A 13,149-nucleotide genomic window follows, 5' to 3' on the forward strand; every position below is an offset into this window, starting at 1 on the left:
ATTTTGTGTTATAAACTGAAGCCTATTTACTATTTTTGTCTGAAGTATTTTATCTTCTAACTTTGTATATTCAATATGATTATAAATTGTATCATTGATTAATCTATTATGTATTATTATAAAATCCTTTTATTTTTTTATATTATATTTTTTATAAACAATTATTTTGCTTAATTAAAAATTATATTAAAATACAATTGCATTATGGTTACTAAAGAAAAATAAGAGTATTATTTTAATAATGATAATCACTAAGGAAAACTATGGAAGATTTTATTATATTAATTATTACTTTACTTTGTTTATATTTTTTATATAAAAAAACTTTTAAAAAAGAGGGTGGTTGCGGCTGTGGTAGTGGCAATAACTGCAAAAACAAATAGAGTTATTCTCTATTTGTTTGTTTATCAAAGATTCTTTCTGTAAACTCTGCAAATTTTCCTCTTACTGCTTTTTCTAACTCAATTGCAAACATTTTTAATTCTGGGTGCTTTTCATTTGTTTGTTTTAATAAAGTAGTAAGTCCATTATTGTATTTATTTAAGTATAAATTATCTATTTGTCTATTTGAGCCAATTACAATAGCCATACAAGACTCATCAAGCCTACTTAAGATAAGTTGTGTTGTCTTTTCACTTGAGTTTTGCCATTCATCCATAATCACTATAGCTGAACTTAAAGTTCTTCCTCTTGCTTCTCCTGGCCAAAGTGTTTCTATACAATATTTTGAAGAAAGCTCATCTATTTTTGATTCTATTGATTCTTTATTTTCTCGATTTTCATTTTTTCTTAGTTGTTTTTTTGCAATAAACTCTAAAGTATCTGATAATGCCATATTATAGATTCTAAATTTTTCTTCATTCCCTGATAGATAACCTATATCTGCACCTTTATCCAATGATTCAATAGAGTTTCTTACATATACAATCTTATCATAATGCCCTAAATCAATTAGTCGCATTGCTGAAACTATTGACATTAGAGTTTTACCACTTCCTGCTTTTGCATCAATTACAAGTAAATCATACATATTTGATAAAATTGCTTTCATAAAAAGTTTTTGTTTTAAATTTACAGGTTTTATACTTAAAGTTTTAAAGTCTGCTTCATTTAAAATATTTATTTTTTCATTGATAATTATTGCATAGATTTTATTTCCATCTTCACTTTCAAAACAATAACAAAAGTTTTCATAAGTATATTCGTTATCAATATTTTTAATATCACTTAATTCTAAGCTATTAAAAAGTGTAGAATCTAAAGAAAAATGTTTTACAAACTCAAATTTTGGAACAGTTGATTTATCATCATGTAAAGTTTCAGCTTTAATTCCTTTAAAAAGTGCAAAAGTTCTTGCATATACATCAAGTGATAGGAAAATAGTTTGTGCACCTTTATAGTACTCTTGTGCTACTACTGCAACTTCAATTATTCTTTTATCATTACTTTCACTAAGATAATTTTGTTCGATTTTAGCTTCATAATTATCTTTTGAGATGATATTTAATACTAATTCTTCATTAAAAAGTTTTACTACTTTATATCCAGGTTTATAATCAACCTCTTTTATTTTCATACTAGCTAATAATCTAGCAAACTCTCTTGCATAAAACCCTAGTTCATTTAACAATTTTTTCTTATCTTCAAGCTCCAATAGAACTATTTCAGGGATTACGATTTTATTTGTTTTATTATCCGAAATTCTATTTAGATTTTGAATGTTTTGTAAAATGATATTCGTATCTAGTACATATATTTTTTCTTTCATAGGAAAATTGTAACTTTAATATGGTTACATCTTAATAACAAAAAAAATAAAACTTTGATATTATTACAAATACACTAAGGAAAGAAAATGCTAAGAAAAATATTACTTTTAACAATACTTCCCTTTTTTTTATTTGCTTATAATGAAGCCAATGTGGCTAAGGGACAAACTTATTATAAATTTATAATTTATCCAATGCTAAATATTAAAGGTGATGAATTTACTAAACTTTATACAAAAAAACAGTGGGAAGAACTCTTTTTAAATAATGCACAAGGGTTAAAACAAAAGTATGCTTCAAATAAAAAATTTTGTCAGTTTTTAGATACAGAAAAGTTTGAAACAATACAACCATATTTAAAATCTTTTGTTTTATATTATGCAAAGGATTCAAAAGTAGTAGCACAGTGTAGTGAGTAAATCCTAAGATTTACTCTTTTAAAAATACTCTTTTATTATCTATTTTTTTTATTTGAGAAAAGTTATCTAAATAGTCTAGATATGTAATTAAGTATTTTCTACTTAAAGGATATTTATCTTTGAAGTTGTTAATATCAATATATCCATCTTCTTTTATAATCTCTTTCATTTGTTTTACTACTTTTGAAAGGCTATTTGCATGGATAAATAAATTATGTTGAAGTCTTATAACTTGTTTTTTAGAACATAAAGATTTTAAGATATTATCTCCTAGTTTTCTATCAATATCTAAATCATCATAGATATTATATGGAGCAGTTGGAGCTAAATCTTCTTCTTCTAATCTTTTTGAAATTATATCTTCTAAGTTTTTAGCAAAATCCTCTTTTATATTTGCATTTCTATAAAGATTTTTATCTTTAATTAAAAAGTTTTCTTTTTCAAGTTCATCTAAAACAGTTTGAATAAAGGCTGTACTTGCCCATTTTATTCTAAGTTTTATTGCTGCATTTGAAAGTAGGGCATAGCTATTTTTTGTATAGATTTGTTTAATTTGTTCTTTTATATACTCTTTTGTAAATATAGGATAAATAACTAACTCTTTTTCATCACAAAATACTTCTTCTAAGTTTTTACCAAAGTTTATAGCTTCATCATGGCTTAAGGCAAATCTTTGAGCTGAAGAGATAAGCCCTAATCCTTTTTTATGTGCTTGAAGTAAAATATTATAAGCTTCTTTAATATTCTTTTCATATAAAGCATTTAAAAGTAGTTTTTTTTGTGATTTTTTCATTGGGTCATTAACTGAATTTAAGATAATACCCCCTGCAATTGTATCATTTGCTTCTCTTAAAATAATTTTTTCTTTATATATGCAAAAAAACTCTTCTTTAGCTTTTATAGTAGCAAAACCCTCTTCTAAAGTAGTAGTTGAATCAAAAAGTAAAACTTTTACTTCTACTTTTTTAGAACCTATAAATAGTGAATAAACTCTATTATGATGAAGTTCTTTTCCTTTTAGACACTTAAAACTAATATCTAAAGTATCAAACCCCCTTAAAAAGCCTTTTTTAGAGATTAAATCACCTCTTTGTAATTCAGTAGCTTTTATATTTTGAAGATTAAGAGCTGCTCTATTTGAAATATTTGCTTCAAGGGCATTTTGGTTGTGTACTTGAATATTTTTTATTTTAGTCTCTTTTTGTAAATGGGGAATAAAAACTTTTTCATCTAAGCTTATTTGATTTCCTAATACAGTTCCTGTTACAACTGTACCTATACCTTTTACTGAAAAAACTCTATCCACATAATATCTAAAAAAGTTTTCTTGAGGTTTTGAAGAACTTTTTAAAGTAAAAAGTTTGTCTTTTAAATTTTCAATTGATTTTTCCTCATAAATAGAAACACAACAAATAAACTTTATATCAAACTCAAACTCTTTTAAAAATTTTTCAATAGTCTCTTTTTGAAGTTCTAACTGTTCTTTTGAAACTAAATCTTTTTTAGTAAGTACAACTACTATTTCTTTAATTCCTAAAAGATTAATAATTTCTATATGTTCAACTGTTTGAGGCATTATTCCTTCAGTTGCCGCAACTACAAGCATAACACAATCAAAAGAAAAAGCCCCTGCAATCATATTTTTTACAAGTTTTTCATGGCCTGGAACATCAATAAAAGCAATATTTTGTTGAGCTTTTTTTAAATTTGAAAAAGATAAATCAATAGTTATTCCTCTTTGTTTTTCCTCTTTTGTTTCATCCCCTTCATAACCATTTAAAGCTTTAATTAAAGAAGTTTTTCCATGGTCAATATGTCCTGCTGTACCTATAATAATGTTACTCATTTAAAAACCTCAGTTAGTATATTTATAAGTTCTTGTATCTCTTCTTCTTGAATACTTCTAAAATCTAAAAGCACTTTTTCATTTTCTATTCTTGAAATTATATTTCTTTGTCTTAAAAGCTTTTCTATTTTATTTGGTTTAAAATCTTTGTACTTTAAACTTAAAGCAATAGTTGGGATTTTTTTATTTGGAGTTGTTCCTCCTCCAATTAAAGTTGAACTTTGTAGAACTTCGCAAGTACAAACTTTATCTAAAGACTCTTTTACTTTTAAAGCTCTTTCTTCTAAAGTTTTAATTGAAGTGTGAAGCATCTTAAGTGTTGGTATTTCATCAAGCTCATTTTTTAAATATAAATTTAAATGCTCTTCTAATAAACATAAAGTTAGTTTATCCACTCTTAACATTCTTAAAAGTTGATTTTTTTTGATTTTTTCAATTAACTCTTTTTTACCTATTATAATCCCAGCTTGTACACTTCCTAAAAGTTTATCTCCTGAAAAACTCAATAGTGAAGGGTTATATTGCATATATTTTAAAATTGAAGGCTCTTTTTCATCTAAACCAAAAGGAAGGTCTATCATATGTCCACTTCCCATATCAAAATAATCAATTACATTGTTTTTTTGTGCAACTTCTATTATATCTTTTAAATCAACTTCACTTGTAAAACCTTCAATAGAATAGTTTGATTTATGTACTTTCATTAAAATAGAAGTATTTTCATTTATAGCGTTTTCATAATCTTTTTTATGAGTTTTATTTGTAGTACCTATCTCTTTTAGTATTGCTCCACTTTGAGTCATCACTTCAGGAACTCTAAAACTTCCACCAATTTCTACAAGTTCTCCTCTACTTACAACTGCTTGTTTATTTTTTGCAAAAGTATTAAGCACTAAAAATACTGCACTTGCATTATTATTTACTACTATTGCATCTTCACAACCAGTTAAACTTTGTAGAGTTTTTACTATATGAGAGTATCTTTCACCTCTTTTTCCTTCTTCAAGATTGTATTCTAAATTATTATAAGAACTTGCTATTTCTTTAGCTTTTTCAAAACTTTTTTTAGAAATAAGACTTCTTCCTAAATTTGTATGAACAATAATCCCAGTTGCATTTATAACTTTTTGAAGTGAAGGTTTGATTATTTGATTATAGGCTTTTAAAGTTTTATTTATAAGCTCTTCTTGACAAAAAGAATCAATCTTTTTATTTAAAATATCTTCTCTTAATTTAGTGATTTCTTCTTTTGCAACTTTTGTAATAAGCTTTGAAGAACAACTCTCAAAAGTTTTGTGTTTGATAAACTTATCAACTTTTGGGATTGATTTTAGTAAATCCATCTTTACCCTTTTAGATTATTTTAAATTTATATATTGTAAAATTACTTACTTGTTTGGGAGGTATGTGATCCTGGTGGACGCCACGGGCTTCAACCCCGATGTCTGGCTTTGTGTAAAGTTGGAGGTAGGTTCGATTCCTACACCTTCTCGCCAAACTTGAATTCTACTCATAAATTTCTTATTTATTATGATTATATCTTATCCCAAATAGAAAAAAGCTTAATATAGGTAAAAAATTTTTTACTAATTTTAATATGGAATAAAGATTTTTAATATATTTATTTTATTATAATTTTATAAAAATTAGGAGCTTTTTTGATTATAATTAGAATACTTTTGACTTCTTCTTTATTTTTATTAGTTTATGTACTATATGATGTGATAAGTATATTCAACTCTTTTTCTTATTCAATTACAAATAGTTTTGCAACTAATAAAATAAATTTATATTTTTATGCTTTACTTGCTATTTTTGTAGTGGTAGAAGTAATAAAATTCTTTAATACTGATAAAAGACAAACTTTTTTAATGCATTATGATTATTATATTAAAATCCTTAATTTCGCACTTTTATTACTTTGTTTATTTGTAATACAACAAAATATTGTATTAGATTCCATAAAGAGTTTAAAAATAACAGAAGATAATATAAATAAAAAAATTGAAATAATAAAAAGAGAACAAAATAGACTCTTTGAAAGTCAATTAAATAATAAAAATGCTGAACTTGAGATTTTAAGAACTTTAGTTTTACAAAAAAAACAATTAGTTAAATTTCAAGAAATTAATATTAATTTTTTAAAAAATGAAATTAAAACTATTGAAAATTTTAAAATAGCTTTAGAAAATAAAGTATTAGAGAAAAAATAGTTATAATTATTAAATGAAAAAATCAAGAATTTTTAGAAAAACCTTTTTTATAACTCTTTTTATAAAGCAAAATAAATGGCATTATTATGGAGTTTTAGCCCATACTTTAGCTTTGGTTTTTCATTTAGTTAAAAATAGACAATTTAAGATGATAGGTGCAGGATTTTTACATGATATTGCAAAACCTATTATTGCTTTTCAAGATGATGAAGATAAAAAGACAAATCAATACTCTTTTCATAACCATGAAGAACTTTCTTTTTTTATAGTTAGAAATTGGCCAATATCTTTATATACAAAAAACTTAGTTAGATACCATTATATAATAAGAGGCATGCAAAAAGCTAAAGAAAGAAATCAAATAAATAAGTATAAAAGAATGAAAAGGTCATATGAAAAATTAGATAAAGATTTTATCATAGATTTAAAAATTTTTATGAAGTATGATGATTTGGCAAAGAAAAGTATTTTTAAAAGTGCTAAGAATTCTTAGCACTTTTAATGAATTATAATATCAGTTGCACCCTTTGGTATAACTTCTCCTATAATACTAGCATATCCTAAAGATAAATCTTCTATTTCTTTTATATACTCTTTTGCATCATCTTTATTCATAGAGATTAGTAATCCCCCTGAAGTTTGTGCATCACAAAGTACAAGTTTACAATAGTTTGCAACACTACTCATAAATGTTACTTTATCTTCTATATATTTTAAGTTCTTTTTAGTTCCACCTGGAACTACATCTTGTTCTGAAAGTTCAACTACTTCATTTAGTACAGGTACACTTTTACAATCAATACTAAAGGTAACTGTTTTATTTATACACTCTAAAGCATGACCTAAAAGTCCAAATCCAGTTATATCTGTACAAGCATGAACTCTATATTTTCTCATTATTTTTGATGGAAGATAGTTTAACATTGCCATAATTTCACTACACTTTTTCATCATCTCTAAAGGTAATAAATCTCTTTTAATTGCAGTTGTTAAAATACCCATTCCAATAGGTTTTGTAAGAACTAAAACATCACCTATTTTTGCAGTGTTATTTCTTATTATTTCATTTGGATGAATCATTCCTGTAACACTTAATCCATAATACATCTCAGGTGATTCAATAGTATGTCCACCCAATAGTACACCACCACACTCTTTAATTTTTTCATTTCCACCATTTAATATTTCACCTAAAGCTTCAGTAGAAATATTTTTTCTATCAAAACCTACTATATTTAGGGCAGTTTTTACTTCTGCCCCCATAGCAAATACATCACTTAAAGAATTAGCAGCAGCAATTTGTCCATAAATATATGGGTCATCAACAACAGGTGTAATAAAATCAAGTGTTTGAACTATTGCTTGTGTTTCATTTATTTGATAAACACTAGCATCTTCACTTGTATCGAATCCCACTAAGACTCTGCTATCATTTGGCGTTAAATTGCAAATTGTTTGTTTAAGGTCTCCCGGACCCATTTTTGCAGCTCAACCAGCAGCTCTTACGAATTTCGTTAATTTATATTCGTTGTTCATCTTTCCCCTTATAATATATTAGACACTTTATAAAAATGTAAAAAAGATTTTACTTTTTATTATGTTAAACTTGAATTAATTATCTTAAAGTAAAAAAAAATTTACTAATTAAGGATGAATTTATTTACACTATATTATTATTTTATCATAATTTAAAGTTCAAGACCATAGGTTATGGTTGATTTAAAGTAGAACTTGCTTTATCTCTTAGTGATGAACTACTCATTAAAAGAGGCATTATTATGCAAAGAAGAACATTTTTAAAAGGTGCTGCATTAGTTGGTACAACAATGGCAGTTACACCATCAATAGTTTTAGCTGATACAAAAACAAATCCATTTGGAATTACAAAAAAACCAAGAAAATTTTCTGTTACAAATAGTTTTGAATTAGAAACAAATGACCAAGTTGCTAGACTTTGGGTTCCACTTCCATTAGATTCAAGTTATCAAAAAGTATTAAATATCTCTTATACAGGTGATTTTAAAGAAGCTTTTATTTCAAATGACAATGCTTATGATACAAAACTTTTATATGCACAATGGGATAAAAACTCTAAATCAAGAAAATTAGAAATCAAATTTGATATTATTATGCAAGAAAGAACAGCTGATTTATCAAAAGCTACAAATAATACAAACTTCCCAGCAGATGTAAAAGCATTCTTAAAAGGAACTGCTCATACTCCAGTTAATGAAAAATTAACTGCATTTGCAAATGAAATAACAAAAGATTCAAAAACTCAATTGGAAAAAGCACAAGCTATTTATGATTGGACAGTAAATAATATGTATAGAGATGAAAGTGTTATTGGTTGTGGTGTTGGTGATGCTTCAAAAATTATTGAACAAAAACTATTTGGTGGAAAATGTACTGATGTAAGTTCAGTATTTGTTGCACTTTTAAGAAATGCAGGAGTTCCAGCAAGGGAGCTTTTTGGTATAAGATTAGGACAATCAAAAATCTCAAATTCTTGTGGAAAAGCAGATGCAAATGGTTTTGCTAAAATTTCTGGTGGACAACATTGTAGAACAGAGTTTTATGTTGATGGAGCAGGTTGGATTCCAGCAGATCCAGCTGATGTTACAAAAGTAAGAACACAAGAAAAACTTACAAATGATGATAAAAAAATCAAAGATTTAAGAAAATATTTCTTTGGAAATTGGGAAATGAACTGGGCTGCATTTAACTATGCAAGAGATTTTGTATTAAATCCAAAGCCAGCACAATATCCTTTAAATATGTTAGGGTATCCTTATGCAGAAATGGATGAAGATGTATTAAATTACTATTCACCAAAAGAGTTTGGATATTCTTATACTTCTCAAGAAAGAGCATGAAAAGTATAAATTTAGTAGTATCAGCAGTTATTACTGCTGTGCTTGCTACTTTATGTTGTCTTCCTGCTTTTTTATTTTTATTTTTTGGTGTTAGTGTAGCAGGCTTATCTTTTTTAAGTGAATTAGGTTTTCTTAGAATTCCTCTTTCAATTCTTACAATTATTTTGCTTTTTATAGCTTATAAAAAAAGTAAAAATAGCATTATTTGTGAATGTAAAAATAGAAAAAAAAGTATTATTATTTCAATAGGTTTATTTTTACTATTTTTTGCACTTCTTTTTTATCCTGAATTTTTAGTATATTTTGTAGATTAAGGTTTAGTTATGAAATTTTTTTTAATACTTTTTATTTTTGCAGTTTCTTTATTTTCCAAAGAAGTAGTTATTGAAGTAAAACAGATGCATTGTCCTTTATGTACATCTATGGTTAAAAAAGCTATAAAAAATGTAGAGGGTGTAACAAAGGTAAAAGTTAAACTTCAAGATAAAAAAGCAGTAATAAATTTTGATGAGAGTAAAACTAATATAGCAACAATTTTAGAAGCTATAAAAACAACTTCTTATGTGGGAGAAGTAGTTAAACCTTAGATTTCATCTAAGGCTTGGTCATTAAATCTATAAGTTTTATGTTGGATTTTTATTAATATATTTTTATTTGATAAATCCTTAAAAAGTTTAATCAATGTTGGTTTTGATATATTTATTTTTTCCATAATTTCACTATATGAAGCTGAAAAATTATTGTTATTATCTAAATTATTTATAATATATTTTATTACATCAACTTGCTTACTATCTGTAATTGCTGAAATTGTTTTTATTACACTATTATTTCTAGTTATCTCTTTTTGTTGTACTATTGGCAATAAAATATCATGAAGAGTTGATAATAACTCTTTTATATTTATTGGCTTAATAATATAATTTTCAACTTTTAATTTTATTGCATCTAATAAATATTTTGTATCAGTGTGAGCTGTTGTTAAAATAGTTGGTATATGTATATGTTTTGTCTCTTTTAAATATTTTAAAAAATCAATTCCATTTTCATTTTCAAGTAAAATATCAGAAATAATCACATCTATTTTTTTTGTTTTTAATATTTCTAAAGCCTCTTTAGAAGTTTTAACAGCGTAGATATTATTTACAAAGTCTTCTAATACATCATGAGTATGTTTTAATAAATTTACATCATCTTCAAGATATAAAATATTAAATTTATTTAGTATATTTAGGTCTTTATTCTGCATTTTCAATCTCTTTTTTTAATATTGGAATTTTAATAATAAAAAGACTACAAGGGTAGTTATTCTCTTTATCTATTTTATGAATAATATTTTTTTGATAAATTGAGCCATACATATGTTTTTCTATAATTTGTTTTGACATATAAAGCCCAATACCAGTTCCTGCACTTTTATATTTAGTTGTGTAGTACGGTTCAAAAATTTTAGGAGCAATATCTTTGGGAATTCCTCCTCCATTATCAATAAAATTAATAATAACATCATCTTTGTATTGCTTTACTATAACCTTTATAATTCTAGCATTTTTATTTACATTAGAACATAAAGCATCTTTTGAATTATTTATTAGGTTTAAAAATACATGAGAAAGTTCATTATAATAGCTATTTATCAAAATATCTTTTTTTACACGAATATTATATTTTATACTCTCTTTTTCTAAAGCATATTTTGATAATTCAAATGAGTGTTCTATACACTCTTTTATATTAAAGATTTTTTTTGTTTTATCAGGTGAAAAAAAGTTTTTAAAATCATCTAAAGTATTAGACATATTTTCAGCTAAGAATAGGGCATCATTTACTTTTTCATTTATAAATTCATCAGTAAGTTTTCCTAAAAGCATTTTTGTTTGAAAACTTTGTACAATCATTGTAATTGATCCCAAAGGTTGTCTCCATTGGTGTGCAATATTATTTAACATCTCTCCTAAACTTGCTAGTCTTGCTTGTTGGAACATAATAATATCTTTTTTCCTATTGTTTTTAACTTCTTGCACAACTCTTTTTTCTAAAGAATTATTTAGTTCAACTAACTCTTTTGTTTTTGCTTCTACTTTAATCTCAAGAATATTATGAAGTCTTTTAAAATGGTTTATTAATAAAACAGATAAAATAATAGAAAAAAGAAAAATTAATACAATAGAAATCATTGAAACAGCAATAATTACATCAAAAACTCTTTCTGTATCTCTTTTTTCATTTAAAGCTAAAGTTAAATCATAGTTGATTAAGCTTGTTATATAAATATTAATTGCATTTATTTCTAAATGTAATTTACTAAATTCTTCAGATAAATTATTATTATGATTTGCAATTTCAAGATTATGAAGTTTTGCATTAATATTTATCATTTTTTTATCAATATTTTCTGAAATACTTTTATGTAAAGTTTCATTTTTATAAAATTGTTGTTGAGTAACTAAAAATTTTTTAATAATATTTCCAAGATATATAGTAGGTTGTTTAATAGTAAAATTTGAACGCTTATACTCTTTCCAGTTAGTCTCTATTAATTGTAAGGCTAAATTAATTACTTCTGTTGCTTGAGTATATGTTATTTGTCTATTTTCAATATCATATAAAGTATCTTGAATATTTACAGTATAGGTATCTTTAATATTTTCAAGTTTAATTAAAGGTTTTGTTCTTTGTTCATATAATTTATCAAAATCATATTTTATAGAAAAAGTTGAAATTAGTGATAAGATAACAATACTAAGCATACCATTAGAAATAATAAAAATTAAGAAGTTTGTTTTTAATGCAAAATTAAATTTATCAAAGTATGAAAGAAAAGTTCGTAACATTATCTTTTTATCTCTTTAAACATATTATTTTCATATGTAAATAAATACACAGTATTTAAAAATTGTCTATTCTTAAATTCAATATTTAAACCTTCTAAAGTATTTTTAGGAAGTTTTTCTAACTCTTTTAAAAACTTTTCTCTAGTTAAAGAACCATTTACATTTTTTAAAGCATTTACAACCAATTTTGCAGAAAGATATGCTTCTAAAGAAATAAATCCAGGTTTAAAGTTTTTATAATATTTATTTGTTATTTCATAATATTCTTTAATAACAGGAATTGAAGTATCTTGATAGTTTGGAACAACTTGTGAAAAAATAAGATTTTTAGTATCTTCTCCTAATTCATCAATCATAGCATTTGCATCACCAAATGAAATATTACAAAATAAAGTATCTTTAAATTTAGAATTTTCTTTAGCTTTTTTTATAAATAAAGCATTTGCTTTATTTGCTCCTATCATTATAATTGCTTCTGGTTTAGCATTTTTAATTTCATTAAAAGCATGACTAATTGAAAGAGTATTTCTTTTATAACTTCCTTCTGCAATTAGTTTTAATTTTCTTTTTTCCAAAGATTTAATTACAGAAACATACCCTTCTTCTCCATAATCATCATTTTGATAAAAAACTGCAAATTTTGATATTTTTTTATTATAATGTAAATATTTTATAAGTTCTTCAATCTCTTCTTCATAAGAACTTCGTAAATTTATAAAGTTTTTTTGTTCTTCTTTTCTTAAAAAATTAGCTCCTGTAAAAGCTGAAATAAAAGGTATATCTTTTTCTACAATCAATGGTAAAATATTTTTAACTGTGGGAGTACCAACAAATCCAAAAAGTGCAAATACATTATCTTGATTAAGTAATTTTTTTGTATTCTCTTTTGTTAATTTAGGCTCATATTTATCATCATATAAAATATAATGTATCTTTTTATCTTTAAGTAGTTTATTATCATTTGCATAATTAAAATAAGAATTTGCGCCTGTACTTACAGCTTCTCCCCACTCTTTAATTACGCTAGTTTTAGGAATAGAACCACCAAGTAAAATCTCCTTAGTTGTGTATTCCTTATCTTTAAAAAGAAGGTAAAATAATATTAAAATAGATATGATAACTAATAGTATTCTTGTCATATTTATATTTTACAGAAAAACAAATTAATATCTTATATTTTGAAATTAATAAT

Annotated in this window: 14 protein-coding genes and 1 tRNA gene; 8 read left to right on the forward strand and 7 right to left on the reverse strand. The window is 24.7% G+C overall.

Going from position 1 to position 13,149, the window contains the following annotated elements; all coding sequences use genetic code 11:
* The first annotated feature begins 263 nt into the window (after positions 1 to 263).
* Positions 264 to 383, forward strand: a complete 120-nt coding sequence (locus AMYT_RS15220; RefSeq protein WP_114841547.1) for a FeoB-associated Cys-rich membrane protein — start codon at positions 264 to 266, stop codon at positions 381 to 383.
* Between the two features lie 2 nt (positions 384 to 385).
* Here the strand turns inward: AMYT_RS15220 and AMYT_RS05480 are convergent, their stop codons facing one another.
* The gene (locus AMYT_RS05480; RefSeq protein ID WP_114841548.1) at positions 386 to 1,768 is read right to left on the reverse strand and encodes a PhoH family protein; all 1,383 of its coding nucleotides are present in this window, start codon (positions 1,766 to 1,768) and stop codon (positions 386 to 388) included.
* An 87-nt stretch (positions 1,769 to 1,855) separates the two neighbouring features.
* Here AMYT_RS05480 and AMYT_RS05485 point away from each other — a divergent pair, with 87 nt between their 5' ends.
* Entirely contained in the window at positions 1,856 to 2,188 is a 333-nt protein-coding gene (locus tag AMYT_RS05485) for a hypothetical protein (RefSeq protein ID WP_114841549.1), read from the forward strand.
* 10 nt (positions 2,189 to 2,198) lie between these two features.
* On the opposite strand, the gene selB is transcribed toward AMYT_RS05485, so the two are convergent.
* Together selB and selA are read right to left on the reverse strand one after the other, a co-directional pair.
* Positions 2,199 to 4,034, reverse strand: a complete 1,836-nt coding sequence (gene selB, locus AMYT_RS05490) for a selenocysteine-specific translation elongation factor (RefSeq protein ID WP_114841550.1) — start codon at positions 4,032 to 4,034, stop codon at positions 2,199 to 2,201.
* A complete protein-coding gene (selA, locus tag AMYT_RS05495) occupies positions 4,031 to 5,377 on the reverse strand; it encodes an L-seryl-tRNA(Sec) selenium transferase (RefSeq protein ID WP_114841551.1) in 1,347 nt (448 codons plus the stop codon). The genes selB and selA overlap by 4 nt, the downstream gene beginning before the upstream one ends.
* A gap of 55 nt (positions 5,378 to 5,432) precedes the next feature.
* Between selA and AMYT_RS14930 the strand changes: the two genes are divergently transcribed.
* The 3 genes from AMYT_RS14930 (at position 5,433) to AMYT_RS05505 (ending at position 6,740) form a co-directional block, all read left to right on the forward strand.
* A tRNA-Sec gene (locus AMYT_RS14930) sits at positions 5,433 to 5,530 on the forward strand.
* 162 nt (positions 5,531 to 5,692) lie between these two features.
* Positions 5,693 to 6,247 carry a hypothetical protein gene (locus AMYT_RS05500; protein WP_114841552.1) on the forward strand — a complete coding sequence of 185 codons (555 nt, stop codon included), beginning with the start codon at positions 5,693 to 5,695 and terminating at the stop codon, positions 6,245 to 6,247.
* Between the two features lie 13 nt (positions 6,248 to 6,260).
* Positions 6,261 to 6,740: an HD domain-containing protein gene (locus AMYT_RS05505; RefSeq protein WP_114841553.1), complete on the forward strand. Its 480-nt coding sequence runs from the start codon at positions 6,261 to 6,263 to the stop codon at positions 6,738 to 6,740.
* Between the two features lie 5 nt (positions 6,741 to 6,745).
* On the opposite strand, the gene selD is transcribed toward AMYT_RS05505, so the two are convergent.
* A complete protein-coding gene (selD, locus tag AMYT_RS05510; protein ID WP_196779634.1) occupies positions 6,746 to 7,783 on the reverse strand; it encodes a selenide, water dikinase SelD in 1,038 nt (345 codons plus the stop codon).
* A 242-nt stretch (positions 7,784 to 8,025) separates the two neighbouring features.
* Between selD and AMYT_RS05515 the strand changes: the two genes are divergently transcribed.
* From AMYT_RS05515 to AMYT_RS05525, 3 genes are read left to right on the forward strand one after another with little or no spacing between them, the layout of a single operon-like run.
* Positions 8,026 to 9,123, forward strand: coding sequence for a transglutaminase-like domain-containing protein (locus AMYT_RS05515; protein WP_114841555.1), 1,098 nt, complete (start codon positions 8,026 to 8,028; stop codon positions 9,121 to 9,123).
* Positions 9,120 to 9,437: a transporter gene (locus tag AMYT_RS05520; protein ID WP_114841556.1), complete on the forward strand. Its 318-nt coding sequence runs from the start codon at positions 9,120 to 9,122 to the stop codon at positions 9,435 to 9,437. The genes AMYT_RS05515 and AMYT_RS05520 overlap by 4 nt, the downstream gene beginning before the upstream one ends.
* Positions 9,438 to 9,446: 9 nt before the next feature.
* Entirely contained in the window at positions 9,447 to 9,710 is a 264-nt protein-coding gene (locus AMYT_RS05525) for a heavy-metal-associated domain-containing protein (protein WP_114841557.1), read from the forward strand.
* Here the strand turns inward: AMYT_RS05525 and AMYT_RS05530 are convergent.
* The 3 genes from AMYT_RS05530 to AMYT_RS05540 are packed head-to-tail and all read right to left on the reverse strand — an operon-like array spanning position 9,707 to position 13,096.
* On the reverse strand, positions 9,707 to 10,372 hold the full coding sequence (locus AMYT_RS05530) for a response regulator (RefSeq protein WP_114841558.1): 666 nt from the start codon (positions 10,370 to 10,372) through the stop codon (positions 9,707 to 9,709). The two genes, AMYT_RS05525 and AMYT_RS05530, sit on opposite strands and share 4 nt — an antisense overlap.
* The gene (locus AMYT_RS05535; protein ID WP_228197899.1) at positions 10,362 to 11,957 is read right to left on the reverse strand and encodes a sensor histidine kinase; all 1,596 of its coding nucleotides are present in this window, start codon (positions 11,955 to 11,957) and stop codon (positions 10,362 to 10,364) included. The genes AMYT_RS05530 and AMYT_RS05535 overlap by 11 nt, the downstream gene beginning before the upstream one ends.
* Complete coding sequence (locus tag AMYT_RS05540; RefSeq protein ID WP_114841559.1) at positions 11,957 to 13,096, reverse strand: ABC transporter substrate-binding protein; 1,140 nt, start codon at positions 13,094 to 13,096, stop codon at positions 11,957 to 11,959. Before AMYT_RS05540 ends, AMYT_RS05535 begins: the two co-directional genes overlap by 1 nt.
* Positions 13,097 to 13,149: the final 53 nt, after the last annotated feature.

Source organism: Malaciobacter mytili LMG 24559 (assembly GCF_003346775.1).
In the GTDB taxonomy this organism is placed as follows: Bacteria; Campylobacterota; Campylobacteria; order Campylobacterales; family Arcobacteraceae; genus Malaciobacter; species Malaciobacter mytili.

Excerpts from the sequence above, each read along its gene's own strand:
- AMYT_RS05535 (WP_228197899.1), bottom strand. The coding sequence starts at position 11,957 with ATGTTACGAACTTTTCTTTCATACTTTGATAAATTTAATTTTGCATTA.
- AMYT_RS05505 (WP_114841553.1), top strand. The coding sequence starts at position 6,261 with ATGAAAAAATCAAGAATTTTTAGAAAAACCTTTTTTATAACTCTTTTT.
- AMYT_RS15220 (WP_114841547.1), top strand. The coding sequence starts at position 264 with ATGGAAGATTTTATTATATTAATTATTACTTTACTTTGTTTATATTTT.
- AMYT_RS05525 (WP_114841557.1), top strand. The coding sequence starts at position 9,447 with ATGAAATTTTTTTTAATACTTTTTATTTTTGCAGTTTCTTTATTTTCC.
- AMYT_RS05515 (WP_114841555.1), top strand. The coding sequence starts at position 8,026 with ATGCAAAGAAGAACATTTTTAAAAGGTGCTGCATTAGTTGGTACAACA.
- AMYT_RS05540 (WP_114841559.1), bottom strand. The coding sequence starts at position 13,096 with ATGACAAGAATACTATTAGTTATCATATCTATTTTAATATTATTTTAC.
- AMYT_RS05520 (WP_114841556.1), top strand. The coding sequence starts at position 9,120 with ATGAAAAGTATAAATTTAGTAGTATCAGCAGTTATTACTGCTGTGCTT.
- selB (WP_114841550.1), bottom strand. The coding sequence starts at position 4,034 with ATGAGTAACATTATTATAGGTACAGCAGGACATATTGACCATGGAAAA.
- selA (WP_114841551.1), bottom strand. The coding sequence starts at position 5,377 with ATGGATTTACTAAAATCAATCCCAAAAGTTGATAAGTTTATCAAACAC.
- AMYT_RS05530 (WP_114841558.1), bottom strand. The coding sequence starts at position 10,372 with ATGCAGAATAAAGACCTAAATATACTAAATAAATTTAATATTTTATAT.
- AMYT_RS05480 (WP_114841548.1), bottom strand. The coding sequence starts at position 1,768 with ATGAAAGAAAAAATATATGTACTAGATACGAATATCATTTTACAAAAC.
- AMYT_RS05485 (WP_114841549.1), top strand. The coding sequence starts at position 1,856 with ATGCTAAGAAAAATATTACTTTTAACAATACTTCCCTTTTTTTTATTT.